The 19189-nt window shown below is 42.0% G+C and carries 17 protein-coding genes; 1 reads left to right on the forward strand and 16 read right to left on the reverse strand.

Annotated elements, in window-relative coordinates; translation table 11 throughout:
• Positions 1-17: 17 nt before the first annotated feature.
• The 12 genes from speD to A3M5_RS0112605 form a co-directional block, all read right to left on the reverse strand.
• Complete coding sequence (speD, locus tag A3M5_RS0112550; RefSeq protein ID WP_018394133.1) at positions 18-401, reverse strand: adenosylmethionine decarboxylase; 384 nt, start codon at positions 399-401, stop codon at positions 18-20.
• Positions 402-619: 218 nt separating this feature from the next.
• Complete coding sequence (locus A3M5_RS0112555; protein ID WP_018394134.1) at positions 620-1651, reverse strand: glyceraldehyde-3-phosphate dehydrogenase; 1032 nt, start codon at positions 1649-1651, stop codon at positions 620-622.
• Between the two features lie 148 nt (positions 1652-1799).
• Positions 1800-2396: a dephospho-CoA kinase gene (gene coaE / locus A3M5_RS0112560; RefSeq protein ID WP_018394135.1), complete on the reverse strand. Its 597-nt coding sequence runs from the start codon at positions 2394-2396 to the stop codon at positions 1800-1802.
• Positions 2393-3235, reverse strand: a complete 843-nt coding sequence (gene mutM / locus A3M5_RS0112565; RefSeq protein WP_018394136.1) for a DNA-formamidopyrimidine glycosylase — start codon at positions 3233-3235, stop codon at positions 2393-2395. The genes coaE and mutM overlap by 4 nt, the downstream gene beginning before the upstream one ends.
• A gap of 12 nt (positions 3236-3247) precedes the next feature.
• Positions 3248-5869: a DNA polymerase I gene (gene polA / locus A3M5_RS0112570; protein ID WP_018394137.1), complete on the reverse strand. Its 2622-nt coding sequence runs from the start codon at positions 5867-5869 to the stop codon at positions 3248-3250.
• A gap of 244 nt (positions 5870-6113) precedes the next feature.
• Complete coding sequence (pnpS, locus tag A3M5_RS0112575) at positions 6114-7889, reverse strand: two-component system histidine kinase PnpS (protein ID WP_018394138.1); 1776 nt, start codon at positions 7887-7889, stop codon at positions 6114-6116.
• Entirely contained in the window at positions 7886-8602 is a 717-nt protein-coding gene (locus tag A3M5_RS0112580) for a response regulator transcription factor (protein WP_018394139.1), read from the reverse strand. Before A3M5_RS0112580 ends, pnpS begins: the two co-directional genes overlap by 4 nt.
• 149 nt (positions 8603-8751) lie before the next feature.
• Positions 8752-9693 carry a malate dehydrogenase gene (mdh, locus tag A3M5_RS0112585; protein WP_018394140.1) on the reverse strand — a complete coding sequence of 314 codons (942 nt, stop codon included), beginning with the start codon at positions 9691-9693 and terminating at the stop codon, positions 8752-8754.
• 65 nt (positions 9694-9758) lie between these two features.
• Positions 9759-11027, reverse strand: a complete 1269-nt coding sequence (gene icd, locus A3M5_RS0112590) for an NADP-dependent isocitrate dehydrogenase (protein ID WP_018394141.1) — start codon at positions 11025-11027, stop codon at positions 9759-9761.
• Between the two features lie 112 nt (positions 11028-11139).
• A complete protein-coding gene (citZ, locus tag A3M5_RS0112595; RefSeq protein WP_018394142.1) occupies positions 11140-12258 on the reverse strand; it encodes a citrate synthase in 1119 nt (372 codons plus the stop codon).
• A gap of 304 nt (positions 12259-12562) precedes the next feature.
• Positions 12563-12793 carry a hypothetical protein gene (locus A3M5_RS0112600; protein WP_018394143.1) on the reverse strand — a complete coding sequence of 77 codons (231 nt, stop codon included), beginning with the start codon at positions 12791-12793 and terminating at the stop codon, positions 12563-12565.
• Between the two features lie 94 nt (positions 12794-12887).
• Positions 12888-13340 carry a DUF441 domain-containing protein gene (locus A3M5_RS0112605; protein ID WP_018394144.1) on the reverse strand — a complete coding sequence of 151 codons (453 nt, stop codon included), beginning with the start codon at positions 13338-13340 and terminating at the stop codon, positions 12888-12890.
• 69 nt (positions 13341-13409) lie between these two features.
• Here A3M5_RS0112605 and ytvI point away from each other — a divergent pair, with 69 nt between their 5' ends.
• On the forward strand, positions 13410-14438 hold the full coding sequence (ytvI, locus tag A3M5_RS0112610; protein WP_018394145.1) for a sporulation integral membrane protein YtvI: 1029 nt from the start codon (positions 13410-13412) through the stop codon (positions 14436-14438).
• Here the strand turns inward: ytvI and pyk are convergent.
• The 4 genes from pyk to accD all read right to left on the reverse strand — a co-directional run bounded on the left by pyk (position 14425) and on the right by accD (position 19179).
• The gene (gene pyk / locus A3M5_RS0112615) at positions 14425-16194 is read right to left on the reverse strand and encodes a pyruvate kinase (protein ID WP_018394146.1); all 1770 of its coding nucleotides are present in this window, start codon (positions 16192-16194) and stop codon (positions 14425-14427) included. The two genes, ytvI and pyk, sit on opposite strands and share 14 nt — an antisense overlap.
• A gap of 23 nt (positions 16195-16217) precedes the next feature.
• Positions 16218-17177: a 6-phosphofructokinase gene (pfkA, locus tag A3M5_RS0112620; RefSeq protein ID WP_018394147.1), complete on the reverse strand. Its 960-nt coding sequence runs from the start codon at positions 17175-17177 to the stop codon at positions 16218-16220.
• 173 nt (positions 17178-17350) lie between these two features.
• Positions 17351-18322 carry an acetyl-CoA carboxylase carboxyl transferase subunit alpha gene (gene accA / locus A3M5_RS0112625; protein WP_018394148.1) on the reverse strand — a complete coding sequence of 324 codons (972 nt, stop codon included), beginning with the start codon at positions 18320-18322 and terminating at the stop codon, positions 17351-17353.
• Positions 18319-19179, reverse strand: coding sequence for an acetyl-CoA carboxylase, carboxyltransferase subunit beta (accD, locus tag A3M5_RS0112630; protein WP_034299315.1), 861 nt, complete (start codon positions 19177-19179; stop codon positions 18319-18321). The genes accA and accD overlap by 4 nt, the downstream gene beginning before the upstream one ends.
• Between the last annotated feature and the right edge of the window lie 10 nt (positions 19180-19189).

A 19189-nucleotide genomic window follows, 5' to 3' on the forward strand; every position in this document is an offset into this window, starting at 1 on the left:
TCATACATCTCGTTTTGTTACATAGCGCTTACTGTTTGTTTAAGTTGTGAACGCACTGGTCCCATACCACGCGGCAGTTCAATTGTTTCACGTGTATCAGCTTCGAGTGCTTCTGCAATATAGTTCGCAGCAATATTCGGATCAAGATCCCCGCATGTATATACGTCAATGCTAGCATATCCATGTTCAGGAAAACTGTGAATCGTTAAATGTGACTCGGAGATGATGACGACTCCACTTACTCCCTGCGGAGCAAATTTGTGGAACGCGACTTCGCGGATTTCCGCACCTGATTTAAGAGCGGCGTCGACAAAAATTCTCTCGATTACTTCCATATCGTTTAATTTGTCAAAATTACAGCCCCATAATTCTGATATAACATGACGACCCATTGTTTCCATGATCGTTTCCCCCTTTTACAAAGTAAATTTTTGGAAAAATTGTAAAAGTGATCACTGCCACGGGGGAAAGTTAGTCCGAAGAGGTCCTAACCCTTTAAGCAGAACTTATTTCACAAAATTGAGTATACGATCTGCCGACATATTTTGCAACAGGTTTCTTTTAATTTTTTATATAATAGAAAAACCCCGACATTTGTCGGAGTCCGTCGACGTCTATATTATACGAAGTTCTTCACTTTTTTTCTCATTTCATCTGCCACGAAATGGACAAGATCAACAATGCGGCACGAGTAGCCCCATTCGTTATCATACCAAGCTAGCACTTTCACTTTCGTTTCACCCATTACCATCGTCGTTAATCCATCAATCGTAGCCGAGTATGGATTTGTATTATAATCAATCGATACAAGCGGTTCTAGCGTGAAATCAAGAATGCCGTTCAATTCATTTTGTGATGCCCTAATAAATGCCGCATTTACTTCTTCGACTGTTACCGGACTTTTCACATCAACAACGAGGTCCACTAGTGAAACATTAGACGTAGGTACACGAAGTGCCATTCCATGAAGTTTGCCTTCCAAATGCGGCAGCACAAGTGATAATGCTTTTGCCGCTCCTGTTGATGTTGGTATAATTGATTGTGCACATGCACGAGCACGACGCAAGTCTTTATGTGGATTATCAATATTTTTTTGATCATTTGTATAAGCATGAACGGTTGTCATTAACCCGTTTTCAATGCCAAATTGATCATCAAGTACTTTCACTACCGGTGCTAAACAATTTGTTGTGCATGAGGCGTTAGAAATGATATCATGATGTTCTACATCTAGTACATTTTCATTCACACCCATGACAATTGTGACATCTTCATTTTTACCTGGGGCTGTCAGCACTACTTTTTTTGCACCCGCTTCCAGATGAAGTGCTGCTTTTTCTCGCGCATTAAATTTACCTGTCGCTTCAATCACAATGTCAATGCCTAGTTGCTTCCATGGAAGTTCAAGAGGGTCGCGGCTTGAAAGCAGTTGTACACGTTTGCCATTAACGATGAGTGCGTCCTCCTCTGTTTGTACCTCTCCCTCAAACTTCCCGTGATTTGTATCGTATTTAATTAAATGTGAAAGCGTTTCCGCCGGATAGCTGGCGTTTACCGCTACAATATCAAGTTCATTGTCCAAAATCGCCTTACGGAACACCATACGGCCAATACGGCCAAATCCATTAATCGCTATTTTCGTCTTTGTCATAACTCATGTCCCCCTGCGCTTTAATGTTATACTCTATATTTGAATTATTTAAGATTAGTATAACATATTAATCGCAAAATGGAACAATAAAATGACCCATTTTATCATTTCTTTCATCTTCATCATATCAGGACGAAAAAAGACCCAATCAAGGTTGTATCCTTAATTGGGTAATCCATTTATTTACTTGATTTTCCGTTTCATCTATCGTTCCATTATTATTAATAATATCGTCTGCCCGTGCTCTTTTTTCATCAATTGGCATCTGCGATTGAATTCTCGCTTTCGCTTCCTCTTCTAGGTAATTGTTTCGCTCCATTAACCGCTTCATCTGTGTTTCCGGATCTACATAAACGAGCAATGTTTTTTCAACCATCCAAGTAAGGTCACTCTCAAATAAAAGTGGGATATCTAAAATGATGGTTTTTTTACCGGCTATGATCGCTTTTTCTTTTTGATCAATCATCCATTCACGTACTGCTGGATGAATGATTTCATTTAACTGCTTTCGTTTTTCCTCATCACGGAAAACCATTTTACCTAATGCCGGACGATCAAGGGCACCGTCTGATGTTCGTATACCCGGACCAAACACTTCAATAATTTTTTCTAGCACTGGTTGTCCAGGCTCAACAACGACGCGTGCCGCTATATCTGCATCAATAACTGTAAATCCTTTTTCTTTCAATAGATTGCTCACTGTGCTCTTCCCGCTTGCAATGCCGCCAGTCAGTCCGATAATCATGACAGAGCCTCCGGCAACGGCTGACATTGGAGACAAATATGCGTGCCTCGTCCGCCTGTTTTTATTTTGACAATTTCCGCTCTGCATTCCACACACGCTTCACCGGTGCGCCCATATACGTTTAATACTTCCTGAAATGTTCCTTTTTGTCCCTGGCTGTTCACGTATGTTCGAATTGTGCTTCCGCCACGTTCAACCGCTTCAGCGAGCACGCTTTTTGTGTAATGATGGATGTGCTCCGCTTCTTCTTCTGTAATCGTAGACGATACACGGTGCGGATGTATATGCGAACGAAATAATACTTCATCCACATAAATATTGCCAAGCCCAGTGACGATGATTTGATCGAGCAAGGCCGTTTTCACCTGGCGCGACGTCCGCTGCAGCCGCTCGTACAGATAATCTGGTGTGAATGTCACATCAAACGGTTCGGGGCCCAGACCGCTAAGTGGCGCTAAGTCATTTTCCGTTCCCTTTTCAAACAGATGCATCGTGCCAAATTTGCGTACGTCCCGGTAGCGCAGCTGTGTTCCATCTGTAAATGTGAACACAACATGCGTATGCGGTGCTTCCGGTTCGGACTGTGCGTTTACACTGAATTTCCCTTCCATTCGCAAATGGGAGACGAGTGTGTAATGATCCAGATGGAAAATTAAAAACTTCCCGCGCCGTGTGATATTTTGAATTGTCTCACCGGCAAGTGCGTCTTGAAACTGCGCCGGTTCTTCAGGACGTTTAATGATTTTAGGCCAGCGGACATCGGTTTTAACGACTGTTTTACCCGCAGCCAGATCAATTAATGTACGCCGAACTGTTTCTACTTCCGGTAATTCCGGCATATTGTTCACTCCTTACTTTGCATCGTACCATGTCGGCCCAAATGAATAATCGACTTTGAGCGGTACATCAAGTTTAAAGGCATGCTCCATGACGTCTGGAACAATGCTTTTCATTTTGTCAATTTCTTCTTTTGGTACGTCAAAAATTAATTCATCGTGCACCTGCAATAGAAGTTTTGACGTTAAATTTTCTTTTTCAAGCCGTGCTGCGACATCAATCATCGCTTTTTTAATAATATCCGCTGCACTTCCTTGAATGGGCGTGTTCATTGCCGTCCGTTCACCAAATGAACGCAAATTGAAGTTGCGGCTCGTCATTTCTGGAATATAGCGCCGTCTATTTAACAGCGTCGTCACATACCCGTTTTCTTTCGCTTCACGAATAACATTGCTCATATATTCTTTTACACCCGGATACGTTTTTAAATAGCGTTCAATAAATTCGGCCGCCTCTTTTCTCGTAATGCCAAGATTTTGCGATAATCCGTAATCACTGATCCCGTATACGATGCCAAAATTGACGGCTTTTGCCTGGCGGCGCATATTCGATGTTACAGCGTCATTGTCAACATGAAATACTTCCATTGCTGTTGCGGTATGAATATCCATATCTTGACGAAACGCCTCGATTAATTTTTCATCACCGGAAATGTGAGCGAGAACGCGCAGTTCAATTTGTGAGTAATCGGCTGCAAATATAACAGAGTCTGATTTTTCAGGAATGAATGCCTGTCTAATTTTCCGTCCTTCTTCTAAACGGATTGGAATGTTTTGCAAGTTCGGTTCTGTCGAGCTTAGACGGCCAGTCTGTGTCAATGCTTGATTAAAACGCGTATGAATTTTATTTGTATCTGGATCAGCCACTTTCAAAAGCCCTTCGATATAGGTCGACTGCAACTTGCCGATTTGGCGATAGTCCAGAATATACTGAACGATTTCATGAGACGGCGCCAGTTTTTCTAGTACGTCCGCTGATGTAGAATAGCCTGTTTTCGTTTTTTTCAATGGCGGCAATCCAAGCTTTTCAAATAGAATGACCCCGAGCTGTTTTGGTGAATTAATATTAAAGTCAGTGCCCGCAAGACTATGAATTGTCTGCTCCATTTCAGCGAGTCGTTTTTTCAGTTCGACACCCATTTCCTCTAAACGATTCATATCAACTCGGACGCCTTCTGATTCCATATCTGCTAAAATAAGTGCGAGTGGAAGCTCAAGCTCATCAAACAATTTATTCTGACTGTTTTCAGATAGCTCTCTCCGGCACGTATCATCAAGCCGGCTGAGCGCTTCCGCTTTTGCGCTGACGTGTTTGGCATATATCTCTTCAGCCGGCAGCGCTCGCTTAGCTCCTTTTCCATAAACAGCTTCATCCAATGCGATTCCTGTTTCACCATGAAGTTTGGCAACGGCCGCAAAATCTTCTGGGGACTCAGATGGATTGATTAAATACGAAGCAAGAAACACGTCAAAATCAATGCCTGCGAGTTCAATTCCATGACGACGCAGGGCAATGATGGTTCTCTTTGCATCGAAAACCGTTTTGCGGATGGACTTATTCTCTGCCCACTGTTTAAACACATCAGATTCAATAGCTGTCTTAGCTGACATAAAACAAGTGCCATTCCGTCCTGAAACAGCGACTGCTGTGACAGGTGATTTATGATAGTTTACATCTATCATTTCGACATATATTGCGTTCACCTGTTCAAAATGAGCCGGTTCCGGTGAATGGATGATATCAAATGAAACATCTTCCATTACTTTTTCTTCTGATCGATTTAACCCGTCAAGAAGTGTTTTAAATTCAAGGTCACGGAACAAGTTGTATAGTTGATCTTCGTCTGCCCCATTATAAATGAGCCTGTCTATTGTCACATCAAGCGGCACGGTGCGCATAATCGTCGCCAGTTCTTTGCTTAAGCGTGCCAAATCTTTATGTTCATGCAATTTTTCTTGTAATTTTGCACCGCCCACGTCATCAATTGATTCAAGCAGTGCTTCTACTGTGTAAAATTGCTTTAGCAGTTTAATGGCTGTTTTTTCGCCAATGCCTGGCACGCCTGGAATGTTGTCAGATGTGTCACCCATCAGCCCTTTCATATCAATAATTTGATTAGGTGTCAGTCCATATTTTTCCTGTACATGCTCTGGTGTATATTCTTCAATATCAGTAATGCCTTTTCGCGTTATGCACACTGTCGTCTTATCCGTTGCCAGCTGCGTTAAATCTTTATCGCCCGAGTACACTTTTACAAGAAAATCTTCTTTTTCTGCTTCAAGCGACAGCGTCCCGATAATGTCATCTGCTTCGTAATTTTCAAGTTCGTAATACGGAATCCCATATGCTTTCAATAGTTCGCGTACGTATGAAAATTGCTCCGATAATTCCGGCGGCGTTTTCTGACGCGTTCCTTTATATTCTTTATATGTTTCATGACGGAATGTCGTTTTGCCGGCATCAAATGCAACGAGAATGTGCGTCGGCTGTTCGTCTTTCACAATTTTATTTAACATCATCGCAAATCCATATACGGCATTCGTGTGCACACCTTTTGAATTGCTCAAAAGCGGCAGCGCGAAAAACGCCCGGTACGCAATGCTGTTTCCGTCAATCAGTACAAGTTTTTTTTCCATAGATCCTCCTTTGCACTCTAGATAAGTGCCCATCAAAAAAAGCCGTTGTTTTCTTTTCTTATTCTACCATGTGCAGAACAAAAAAAGAAAACAACGGCTTCTTTCATCAGCCCCGATTAAAAAAGGGAGGGACCCCTTCAAACAAAAAGTTTGTAAAAAGGGGGCCTCTCCAACAAAAAGCTGGATAAAGGGGGTTGATATTTATACTATAACCGTTAATTATAAAGGGAATATAAACGTTTCATTAATATTTTGTAAAATCATTCGAGAATTTTTTTTGAAAAGAAACGGTAAAAGATGTTCCTTTACTTACTTCACTTTCCACACTAACTTTCCCATGATGTGCTTCCATAATGTGTTTCACAATCGCAAGGCCAAGTCCGGTTCCACCTGAATCACGGCTTCTTGCTTTATCCACGCGATAAAAGCGCTCAAATATACGAGACAGTTCTACTTTTTCAATACCAATGCCTGTATCAGAAATGGTTACATTGACGGTCTCCCCTGCATCGCAGCCTTTAATGATGATCGATCCGCCCTGCGGTGTGTACAAAATCGCATTCGTAATTAAATTTAAAAACACTTGTTTTAAACGATATTCATCTCCTGGAATTAGCAAGTCTTCTTTCAGTTCAACATGCAAGTCAATTTGCTTTGTTTCCATTCTATTCTCAAGCGTCATAATAACTTCTTCAAGCAGTTTATTTAACGAAATAGAGGAGACATTCAGTACAAGTCCTTTTTGTTCAATTTTCGACAAATCTAATAAGTCGGCGACGAGTGTTTCCATCCGTCCGCTTTCCTTCCAAATAATATCAAGAAACAAGTTTGCTGCATCTGGATCATTTAAGGCACCGTCAAGCAATGTTTCCGAAAACCCTTTAATGGATGTAATTGGTGTTTTCAGTTCATGTGATACATTCGCGACAAAATCTTTTCTCATTTGTTCCAAGTGCTTCAATTCGGTAATATCATGAAAAACAACTAAAATACCTTTCCATTCATCATTCGTCCCGATGATGGGCGCCCCTGACACTTCAAATTCTTTTTGCTCTAACTGCAACGGAATCATCATTTGCCGGCGAACACTTTTTTCCGTCATAAATACTTCTTCCACAATACCTGTCACTTCTTTTTGTGCTATCGCTTCATGATACCGTTTTTTGATAATCCGCCCGTTGACAAACATTTTTTTAAACGCGCGATTAGCCATAATAATATAGCCTCGGTCATCAATAAGCAGCAGGCCGCTTTCAATATTTTCAATTAATGTTGTTAACCGATTTTGATGAACTTCCTGCGCCTGCATCATTTCCTGCAAGTTTCGTGCAAGGATATTAACCGACGTATTCAGCATGCCAATTTCATCTGGCGGCATTTCATACGTACGCGCCCGATAATTCCCCTTGGCCAGCTCAATGGCAACAGCGGTTGCAGACTCAATAGGTTTAATATAATTGCGTGTGATCTTCATTCCAATCAATGCGATTAATATAAGTGACAGGCCGAGAGTGGCTAATAATATAAGCCATATTTGTTTGTATAGACCATCTAGAGCATCTACACGCATACTCGTGACGATGTATCCTTCTTTTTCCCCATTTACGTTGACAATGTCTCGCCAATGGTACTGCACATCCATTTTGCGACGCAGTGAATTTTGATACGTTTCCGGATTAACCGATCTCGCGATTCGCTTGACGACATCCAGATGTATTTCATTGTTACGCTTATCAATGCCGCCGCTGTCATATAATATGGTTCCATCACTGTCCGCTACACTTAATCGCGTCCCCATTTGCTCACCCCATTCATTAAGTATGATGGGGTTGGTAAAGGCAATGCCTCCCGCATTTCCAATTACATCTGCGAACAGCGCGGTTTCTTTTTCAAGCCGTTCATTGATTGTCTCTAAATAATACATTTTAAATAACTGACCGAGCGATATACCAAGTGCCAGGAGCACGATCACAATAAGTGTAACGAGTGATAAAAAGAGTCGCGTCCGGGAATTGGTCATGCGTCTTTCGGTTCTTCCAGCTTGTATCCAAGACCGCGAATTGTTTTAATATATTGCGGTTTTTTTGTATTTTCCTCTATTTTTTCACGTAAATGACTAATGTGAACGTCGACAATACGTGTATCTCCGACAAAGTCGTATTTCCAGACCGCACTAAGCAATTGATCTCTCGTCAAGACACGTGTTTTATTTTCAGCTAAAAATAAAAGAAGCTCAAATTCTTTCGGCGTCAAATCCAGCAAGTTATTTTTGTAATACGCTTCGTATTTTTCAGGAAATAACGTTAAATCTGCTACTTCAATATATTGATCCGTTTCACTTTCCACTTCAATTGGCTCAGATGACGGCTGCTGCACACGGCGTAAGATTGCTTTTACACGGGCAATTAATTCTCTCGGACTAAACGGCTTCGTCATATAATCATCTGCACCTAGTTCAAGGCCAAGCACTTTATCGAACTCTTCATCTTTTGCCGTTAACATCAATATGGGTGTTGTCACACGGCGTTGCCGTAAATCTTTACACACTTCCATTCCATCAAACTTCGGAAGCATCCAGTCAAGAATAATCAAGTCCGGTGATACTTCTTCTGCACGCTGAAGTGCTTCTTCCCCGTCAAATGCTGTTTCCACCATAAACCCAGATTGCTCTAAATTGTATTTAATTAACGTAACGATCGATGACTCGTCATCTACGACTAAAATTTTCTTCATTTCATCCTCCCTCGTTAAATATCTACCTTCTATTATAGCGAATTTGTTTCGCTTGAGAAAGAGCCGTTCTGCTTGTCGATACCGAAATTACATCACTAAGAAGGGCCTGCCAGTAAATTGGCAGGCCCTTTTTCTATTACATTTTATATTTATGTAAGAACAGACATGACATTGCGAACAGCCTCAGCCGATTTATCAAGACCTTCTTTTTCATCTGCAGTCAATTCAAGCTCGATAATTTTTTCGATACCACTAGCGCCAAGAATAGTTGGAACACCAAGGTACAATTCATTGTAGCCATACTCACCTTCAAGGTAAGCGATCACCGGCAAAATACGGCGTTGATCTTTCAAGATAGCCTCTGTCATTTCAACAAGTGACGCAGCTGGTGCGTAGTAAGCAGATCCGTTTCCAAGAAGCTGAACAATTTCGCCGCCGCCTTTACGTGTACGTTCAACAATTGCATCAAGACGATCTTTCGAAATCAATGATTCAAGCGGAATACCCCCTGCGTAAGAGTAGCGTACGAGTGGTACCATGTCGTCACCGTGGCCGCCAAGAACAAATCCAGTTACGTCTTTCACAGACACTTTCAATTCTTGCGCTACGAATGTGCGGAAGCGGGCAGTATCTAGAACACCTGATTGACCGATTACACGGTTTTTCGGGAATCCTGATTCTTTCAATACAGTGTACGTCATGGCATCAACTGGGTTTGTCAATACGATGATTATACAGTCCGGAGAATGTTTGACGATTTCAGCTGTAACAGATTTCATTACTTTTTGGTTCGTTTGAACAAGGTCGTCACGGCTCATGCCTGGTTTACGCGCAATACCCGCTGTAATGATGACGATATCAGAGCCGGCTGTATCTGCATAATCAGATGTACCCGTAATATTTGCATCAAAGCCTTGAACAGGGCTTGCTTCTAGCATATCAAGCGCTTTTCCTTTCGTTGGTCCATCAGCTTGTGGGATATCGACGAGAACAACATCGCCAAGTTCTTTTTGAGCAAGAAGGAAAGCTGTTGTTGCACCAGTGAAACCGCCGCCGATTACAGATACTTTTTTACGATTATATGTTGTCATAATAAAGATCCTCCTTATTTAGCTTGCATATGTATAACAGCTCCCTCAAAAGGGAGCTTTAATGATTAAAGATTTTTGATCAATTCGTCAGCAAACTCAGAGCATTTTACTTCTGTTGCACCATCCATAAGACGGGCAAAGTCATATGTTACCACTTTAGAAGAAATCGTGTTCTCAACTGATTTTGTGATCATGCTTGCTGCTTCGTTCCATCCAAGGTGCTCAAGAAGAAGAACGCCTGACAAAAGAACAGAAGATGGATTTACTTTATCAAGACCTGCGTATTTAGGAGCTGTACCATGAGTTGCTTCGAAAATAGCATGACCTGTTTCATAGTTAATGTTCGCACCAGGAGCGATACCAATTCCGCCTACTTGCGCGGCAAGGGCATCGGAAATGTAGTCGCCGTTCAAGTTCATTGTTGCGACAACATCAAACTCTTTTGGACGAGTCAAAATTTGTTGTAAGAAGATGTCTGCAATTGAATCTTTCACGATCAATTTGCCAGCTGCTTCAGCGTCAGATTGTGCTTTATTAGCCACATCTGTGCCTTGTTCAGCTTTAATTTTATCGTACTGAGCCCATGTAAATACTTGATCGCCAAATTCTTTTTCAGCAAGCTCGTAGCCCCATGTTTTGAACGCGCCTTCTGTAAATTTCATAATGTTGCCCTTATGGACGAGTGTAAGCGATTTACGTCCTTCTTTAATCGCGTAGTTCAACGCTGCGCGCACAAGACGTTCAGTTCCTTCTTTTGATACAGGCTTAATACCGATACCGGATGTTTCTGGGAAACGGATCTTGCTTACGCCCATTTCATTTTGAAGGAAACCAATCATTTTTTTCACTTCATCAGAGCCTTCTGCGTACTCGATACCAGCATAAATATCTTCTGTATTTTCACGGAAAATAACCATATCTGTGTCTTCAGGACGCTTAACAGGAGAAGGAACACCGTCAAAGTAGCGAACTGGACGAAGACATACAAAAAGATCCAATTCTTGACGAAGTGCTACGTTCAATGAACGAATACCACCGCCAACTGGAGTTGTTAGAGGACCTTTAATTGCGATTAAATATTGATCAATCTCTTCTAGCGTTGCTTTTGGAAGCCACTCGCCTGTTTGATTAAATGCTTTTTCGCCTGCAAGAACTTCTTTCCAAACGATTTTCTTTTCACCACTGTATGCTTTTTCAACTGCTGCATCTAATACGCGTGATGCTGCAGCCCAAATATCAGGACCAATTCCATCTCCCTCGATAAAAGGAATGACCGGATTGTTTGGTACGTTTAGTTCTCCATTTTGCATAGTAATTTTTGCGCCTTGAGTCATCTTACTATTCCCTCCAAGTTCCATGATCAAAGGTTAGAAACTACATTTTCTAACCTTCGTTTGCCACATTTATAGTACACTAATTTTCAGCTTAGTTGCAAATCTTACTTCATTAGCCTCGCTCGTTGATCGGCACGTATTTTTGCATATCCGGACCTGTATACTCAGCACGCGGACGGATCAGTCTGTTATTCGTATACTGCTCCATAATGTGAGCGAGCCAGCCTGATGCACGACTTACCGCGAAAATCGGTGTGAACAAGTCATGTTCAATTCCGAGACTGTGGTAAACAGAAGCTGAATAAAAATCAACATTTGGCGGAAGATCTTTTTGTCCTGTCACAAGCCGTTCAATTTCCACAGACATATCATACAATTGTGGCTCACCTGTCTGTTCTGTTAAACGCTTCGACATCTCACGAAGATGCTTCGCACGTGGATCTCCCTGGCGATATACGCGATGGCCGAATCCCATGATTTTTTCTTTTTTGTTTAATTTTTCGAGAATATACGGTTCTACATTATCCGGAGAACCGATTTCAATCAACATTTTCATCACCTGCTCGTTTGCGCCGCCATGAAGCGGGCCTTTCAATGCGCCAAGAGCTGCAGTCACACCTGAATAAATGTCAGAAAGAGTTGCAACGCAAACACGCGCTGTAAATGTAGATGCATTCAATTCATGATCTGCATGAAGAACGAGCGCTTTGTCAAATGCTTCAATTTCAACAGCTGTCGGCTCCTTGCCAGACAACATGTATAAAAAGTTTGCTGCGATGCCATATTCCTTTTTAGGCGCAACGGGCTCTTGGCCTTTACGAATGCGCGCAAAAGCTGTAACAAGTGCTGGAATTTTAGCTTGAATACGAACGGCTTTCCGGTAATTTGCTTCGTCTGTCATCACATCTGCTTCGTCGTCATAAAGGCCGAGTAGTGAAACAGTTGTACGAAGAGCAGCCATTGGATGAACTTTTTCAATAGGATACATTTTGAAATGTTCAATAATTTCTTGAGGTATGTCATAGCTTTCCTTAAGTTGTTGTTTCAACTCATCAAGCTGTGCCTGTGTTGGAAGGCTGCGGTGCCAAAGTAAATAAATTACTTCTTCAAAGCTCGCATTTTTGGCCAGATCATCAATATCATAGCCTGCATATGTAAGTGTGTCATCAATGATGGAGCTGACAGATGACGTCGTAGCAACTACTCCTTCGAGTCCGCGTGCAGTTGTCATAAGATTATCTCTCCTTCGCCTTTTAATTTCCCCATTATCCACTTTTTTATTTATGTATGCACATAACTGAGCAACTGCTCAGTACCATTTTGAAAAATAAAAAAGCTTAGCTCTTTATATACACTTTTTTGAAGAAAAAAAATAGATGTAACGTTTGAAAAAGTGTACGCTTACATTGCTTATTATAAACAATAAGCACCTGTTTGTGAATCAAAACGTGTCAAAAAGTTCGAAATTTTATTATGAATCGTTTGAATTTCGAACACGACACGTGTTTGATTTATGTTATTATAAGGAGTTTCATCTAAAAACTTGAACTTTTATTATGTCGTTCGGCTGTTTTATACGCATCATAAATACCCCAGATCCAGACGATTGGATACGTAATGAAGCCGATTAGTACAAACATAAGCGCTGCATTGATCATTTGTACAACAATCAAGATAAGTCCTTTCATAATCTGCCCATTATAAATTTGGCCAACGCCTGCCCAGAAAAAGCTTAACACAGCAGCGATACCAGGATTTTTCATCATATTCATATTGCTCCTTTCTCTGTTTTCTCACTATAACTATACGACGAAATCATTGTAATAGTTTCATTAATCTTTATAAAAAATCTGTTTTTCATTAAAAGAAAGAAAATAATTTCATCGCATAGTATGCGATGCCGGCACCGATAAGCGGTCCAACCGCCACACCGTTGAAAAGAGCAACGGCCAGAATCGTTCCGAAAACAAGTGCAGTTGTAATGTGTGGATCTTCCGCAAGCAACACAACTCCATTTTTTGCAATGAGCGCAACAAGAATACCCGCAGTCAGTGCAATCCACGCATAAGGAGACTTAAGCGCAGCACTAAGATCCTTAAACCCGATCGCACCGGTTGCAATCGGTACAAGTACGGCAATCGTGATCACGGTTACACCCCAATTAATTCCATTTTTTTGCATAATATCAAACCACCTCGCATCAAGGCCGATTGCTTTTAATGCAATAAGCAGTCCGGACGCGATGAGGAGCGATTGATTTTTGGCGATAAGACTGATCGCCAGCAATAAAAATAAAAATAAATAAGCCTGCATGTTATCCTCCTAAAAAAAAGACGCATGGCCATCTCCATTTCTTCATACGAGTAAAGAAGGGGGGACGCCATGCGATTCATTCATCATTTCATCGTGTTATTGGCCATTGGACTAGCCTTTTATTGGTTCATGCCTGTTTTAAAACCATTTATTATAGGGGCATTTTTTGCCGCTGCTGCTCAAAAACCGGCCCACTTTCTTCAGAAAAAAGGCAGGTTTTCATCTTCATTATCCATTGTTTCAGCATTAATTTTTGTCGCTTTTCTTTTTGGCGCCGGATGTTTCATCGTCCTGCTTATCGCCGCTCGAACAGTCTCTCATCTCATCGCTGTTATTCCAAGCTATATGGACATTGCCGCTTTTCATATTGAACATGGAATGGATATCATTTCCGCACGCCTGTCAAATACACAGGAAGAAACCATCATCCAACTTATCCAAACATTGAATGGATCTGTATCGAAAATAACCGGTGATTATGCAGAAACATGGATTCTCTCTGGTACTTCTTTTATGCTAAGCATTCCCGGCGCCGCCACCGAAATCATTGTCGCAGCCCTTTCTGCTTTTTTCATCGCAAAAGATGGAGGCCACATGATAAAGAGGCTGCCGGTTTCCGTACACGAGCGTCTTCTGTTTACGTTTACAGACTTTTCATCCTCTTTCCGTTCATTTATAAAGGCACAATGCATCCTGTTTTCGGCAACGTTTATGACAGCAGCACTCGGGCTGCTTCTTCTGCGAACCCCACATGTAGTTGAAGTTGCTTTTTTAGCTGCGGTGGCTGAATTTATTCCAATTGTCGGATCCAGTCTTATTTTTTTACCATGGATCGCGTTTTTTCTTTTAATCGGCCAACCTGTTTCCGCCGCCTTATTAGCCATTCTTTACACTGTACTGATGATCATGCGTCAGCTGCTAGAGCCGAAGCTCGTATCAGGTGCTGTCGGTCTTCATCCACTTGCCGTTTTATTTTCTATGTTTGCCGGGCTCACCTTTTTTGGCGCAGCGGGCATGGCAGCTGGACCCTTTTTACTTTTAGCCATTCTGTCCGTTCACCGTTCCGGCTTATTGCATATGCTTTTTACAAAACGTTAGCATGACCGTTATAAATAATACCGCGTGCTGCGTCAACCGTAATTTCCTGACCGTCTTCAAGCTTTGTAAGCGCCTCTTTCAAGTCAATAATGACTGGAATACCGAGGCTGATTCCAACAACTGCTGCATGGCTTGTTAAACCGCCTTCTTCAGTAATGATCGCTGCACATTTTTCAATAGCAGGCATCATATCGCGGTCTGTTCCGTACGTGACAAGAATATCGCCCTGTTCTACTTTTTGCAGTGCTTCTGTTGCTGTTTTTGCTGTTACGACCTTACCATAAGCGGAATGACGGCCAATTCCTTGTGCTTTCACTAAAATATCACCGACAATGTGGATTTTCATTAAGTTCGTTGTACCCGATTCACCGACTGGTACACCTGCTGTAATGACTACGAGGTCACTGCGGCTGATCAATTTCTCTTCTAGACAGCGTGCAACGGCCATTTCAAGCATTTCATCTGTTGATTTCACTTTATTAGGACTAAGCACAGGAAATACACCCCAAGCAAGTGATAAACGTCTAGATATACGCTCGCTTTCTGTAACGGCAATAACAGATGCTTTTGCACGATAGCGTGAAATCATTCGTGCTGTATGACCACTTTCTGTCGGTGCAATAATGGCACGAACTTCGAGTGCTTCCGCTATTTTTGCAACAGATTGACCGATTGCATCTGTTACCGTTAAGCGGCCTGTATTGTTGCGCCGGCGCGCCGGTATGTCTTTTTTCATTGGAAGTTCTTCTTCTGCACGTATCGCAATGTTCTGCATCGTTTGAACGGCCTCGAGTGGATAGTTACCCGCTGCTGTTTCACCGGAAAGCATAATCGCATCCGTTCCATCGAAAATAGCATTGGCGACGTCACTTGCTTCCGCACGTGTCGGACGAGGGTTTCGCTGCATTGAATCGAGCATTTGAGTCGCTGTAATAACTGGTTTCCCAAGCATATTACACTTTTTGATCAGCTTTTTTTGAACAATTGGTACTTCCTCAGCTGGAATTTCTACACCGAGATCTCCACGGGCAACCATCAATCCTTCTGATATTTCTAAAATACTATCAATATTGTCGACGCCTTCCTGGTTTTCAATCTTCGGAATGATTTGAATATGTGTTGCATTATGTTTTTCAAGAAGTTGGCGAATATCAAGAACGTCTGATGCACGGCGCACGAACGATGCTGCGATAAAATCAACGTCTTGTTCAACACCAAAAAGGATATCTGCTGCATCTTTTTCCGTAATACCTGGCAATTTAACAGATACACCTGGTACATTTACGCCTTTTTTATTTTTCAATGTGCCGCTGTTTAACACACGGACCGCAATTTCGCCTTTTTCGTGGTTAACACTTGTTACTGAAAGACCAATTAGCCCATCATCAAGCAAAATGCTTGAACCTGGTTCTACATCATCAATAAGCCCTGGATACGTAATTGAAAATCTTTCCGGAGTACCCGTCACTTCTGTCATCGAAATAACGGCGTTTGTACCGCTGACCATTTCAATTGAACCGTTTTCCATATTATGTGTGCGGATTTCCGGTCCTTTCGTATCAAGTAATATTCCAATTGATTTTCCTGTGTTTTTTGCTGCTTGGCGAATATTTTGGATGCGAGCTCCATGCTCTTCATGGCTGCCATGTGAAAAATTCAAACGGGCAACATTCATGCCGGCTTCCATTAACGATTGCAACATTTCAAGACTTTCACTTGCCGGACCGATCGTACAGACAATTTTCGTTTTTTGCATTGATAGTTCCTCCTGTTTTTTCATTAAATCGACAGTTCTTGCGACAACTCATACATACGTTGATCAATTTTATGTGGTTTTGCTAACGCTTCTATAATATCATAATCAACAATTTGATTTCGTTCTATGCCAACAGCACGTCCGCCTTTATGTTCCATAAGCAGTTCTACTGCATAGGCACCGAGACGGCTAGCAAGAACACGATCCGCTGCTGATGGTGCACCGCCGCGTTGCATATGACCAAGCACAGATACACGCGTATCGAAATTTGTCATTTTTTCAATAACTTTACCAAGTTCTCTACCATCCGTGACCCCTTCTGCTACGACAATGATACTATGTTTCTTGCCTCGCTCCTGTCCTCGCTTCAGCTTTGCAACAATTCTATTAATGTCGTATGATGCTTCTGGAATTAAAATCGTTTCTGCGCCTCCAGCAAGCCCGCTCCAAAGAGCAAGGTCGCCGGCGTGACGGCCCATTACTTCGACAACAAACGTACGTTCATGAGAACTTGCTGTATCTCGAATTTTATCAATCGCATCAATAACGGTATTGAGTGCTGTGTCAAAACCAATTGTAAATTCTGTTCCTGGAATATCATTATCAATTGTACCTGGAACACCTACGCACGGAAATCCGTGCTCGGTCAATGCTTTTGCGCCACGGTATGATCCATCACCGCCGATCACGACAAGCCCTTCAATTCCATACTTTTCAAGTTGCTTAATTCCCTTTTTTTGTCCTTCGAGCGTCTTGAATTCGAGACAGCGCGCAGAACGAAGTACTGTACCACCGTGGTGAATGATGTCACCAACAGAACCCCTGTCCAATTGTTGAATTTGTCCATTCATCAAGCCAAGATACCCTTGATACACACCGAACACTTCCATTTCATGATAAATCGCTTTACGAACAACCGCCCGTACGGCTGCATTCATTCCTGGAGCGTCCCCGCCACTTGTTAATACACCAATTCTTTTCATCACTCTTTCACCTCTAGTTCATTATTGTCAGTCACAATTCTCTTATGCACATCTTCTTTTAAGATAACAGAACGTTTTCTGCTTCACAATCTTTACTCAAAAAGTAAGCGTTCACAACGAAAAAAAAACAATTTTCGGGACGTTTTAAGACCCAAAAAACCGACCCGAAAAGGTTATCCTTTTGGGCCGGTTTTTTCTTCGGCATAACCGCCGATCTGCTTATACTTTTCATATCGCTGTTCGATAAGCGTATCTGAATCAATTATCTGCAACGAATGAAGCGCCGGCTTTAGCACGTCATCAATCAATAAGGCCTGGCCTAATGCATCTCGATGTGCACCACCGCGCACTTCAGGAATAATTTTATCGATAATACCAAGTGAATGCAAATCTAGTGCAGTAATTTTCATCGTTTCCGCAGCTCGTTTTGCAAGTGATGCATCTTTCCACAATAGAGCTGCTGCGCCTTCCGGTGAAATCACGGAATACGTGGAATTTTCAAGCATAAACAAACGGTCTCCGACACCAAGCGCAAGCGCTCCGCCACTTCCACCTTCACCAATAACAATACATATAATCGGAACGCGGAAACCGGCCATTTCAAAAATATTGCGGGCAATGGCTTCGCTTTGTCCGCGTTCTTCTGCTGCTTTACCAGGATACGCTCCTTTCGTATCAATTAAACAAATAATCGGACGGTTAAATTTCTCCGCCTGCTTCATCAAGCGCAAAGCTTTCCGGTATCCTTCCGGGTGAGGCATGCCAAATGTACGTTTAATATTTTCCTTCGTATCACGCCCACGCTGATGACCAATCACTGTCACAGGAATGCCATGGTATTTGGCGACACCAGCGACAATCGCTGCATCATCCCCATACGTCCGATCGCCATGTAGTTCAAAAAAATCTTCAAATAAGTGCGATATGTAATCAAGTGTTGTCGGACGATTTGGATGACGCGCCATTTGAACACGATCCCAAGGTGTCATACTGTTATAAATATCATCTTCTAGCTTTTTTAACCGGAGCTCAAGCTTGTTAATTTCATCTGACAAATCAATGTCAGTCGTGGAAGTAAAGTTTTTGAGTTCCGCAATTCTTTCTTGCAGATCACGGACCGGTTTTTCAAATTCAAGTCCCGTCATTTTTTATCACCGCCTGGTTGATGAATGTCGAGTAAAAAGGATAACTTTTCTTTCATATCTCTGCGGTGAAGAACCGCATCCAGTTGTCCACATTTCAATAAAAATTCAGCTGTTTGGAAGTCTTCCGGCAGCTTTTCTCGAATCGTCTGTTCGATGATGCGGCGGCCGGCAAAGCCAATTAATGCACCAGGTTCTGCGAAGTTATAATCACCTAGTGATGCAAAGCTTGCGGACACACCACCTGTTGTTGGATGAGTCATAACAGAAATAATAAGTCCTCCGCGGTCACTGAACCGTTTTAATGCTGCACCAGTCTTTGCCATTTGCATCAAGGACAAAATGCCTTCCTGCATACGTGCACCGCCTGAAGCTGTAAAAATAATAAATGGAATATGAAGACAAATGGCTTCTTCAACAGCGCGGGCAATTTTCTCACCGACGACTGAACCCATGCTGCCCATTCGGAAAGACGCATCCATAATCGCAAATACTGCTTCGCGTCCGTCAATCGAACCGACACCGGTCACAATCGCTTCGTTCATACCCGTTTTTTTCTGGTCACCTGCTATTTTTTCATCATAGCCTGGAAAATTAAGCGGATTGGTTGTTGAAAGGTCCTTATCTAGTTCACGGAATGATCCTTCATCGAGAAGTGATTCAATACGCCCATACGCAGTCATTTGATAATGATAGCCACAGCCGAGACAAACTTGATGATTTTTCTTCAATTCTTTCTTATACATAATTTTTTTACACTTCGGGCATTTTTGCATAATGCCTTCAGGTACATCCTGTTTGGCCGCCTCTGATGGAATTGTTGCATACTTTTTCTTTTTTGGTTTTTGTTTTGTAAACATATCTTTTATT

This window comes from Bacillus sp. 37MA (assembly GCF_000372765.1).
Taxonomy (GTDB): Bacteria; Bacillota; Bacilli; order Bacillales; family Domibacillaceae; genus Domibacillus; species Domibacillus aminovorans.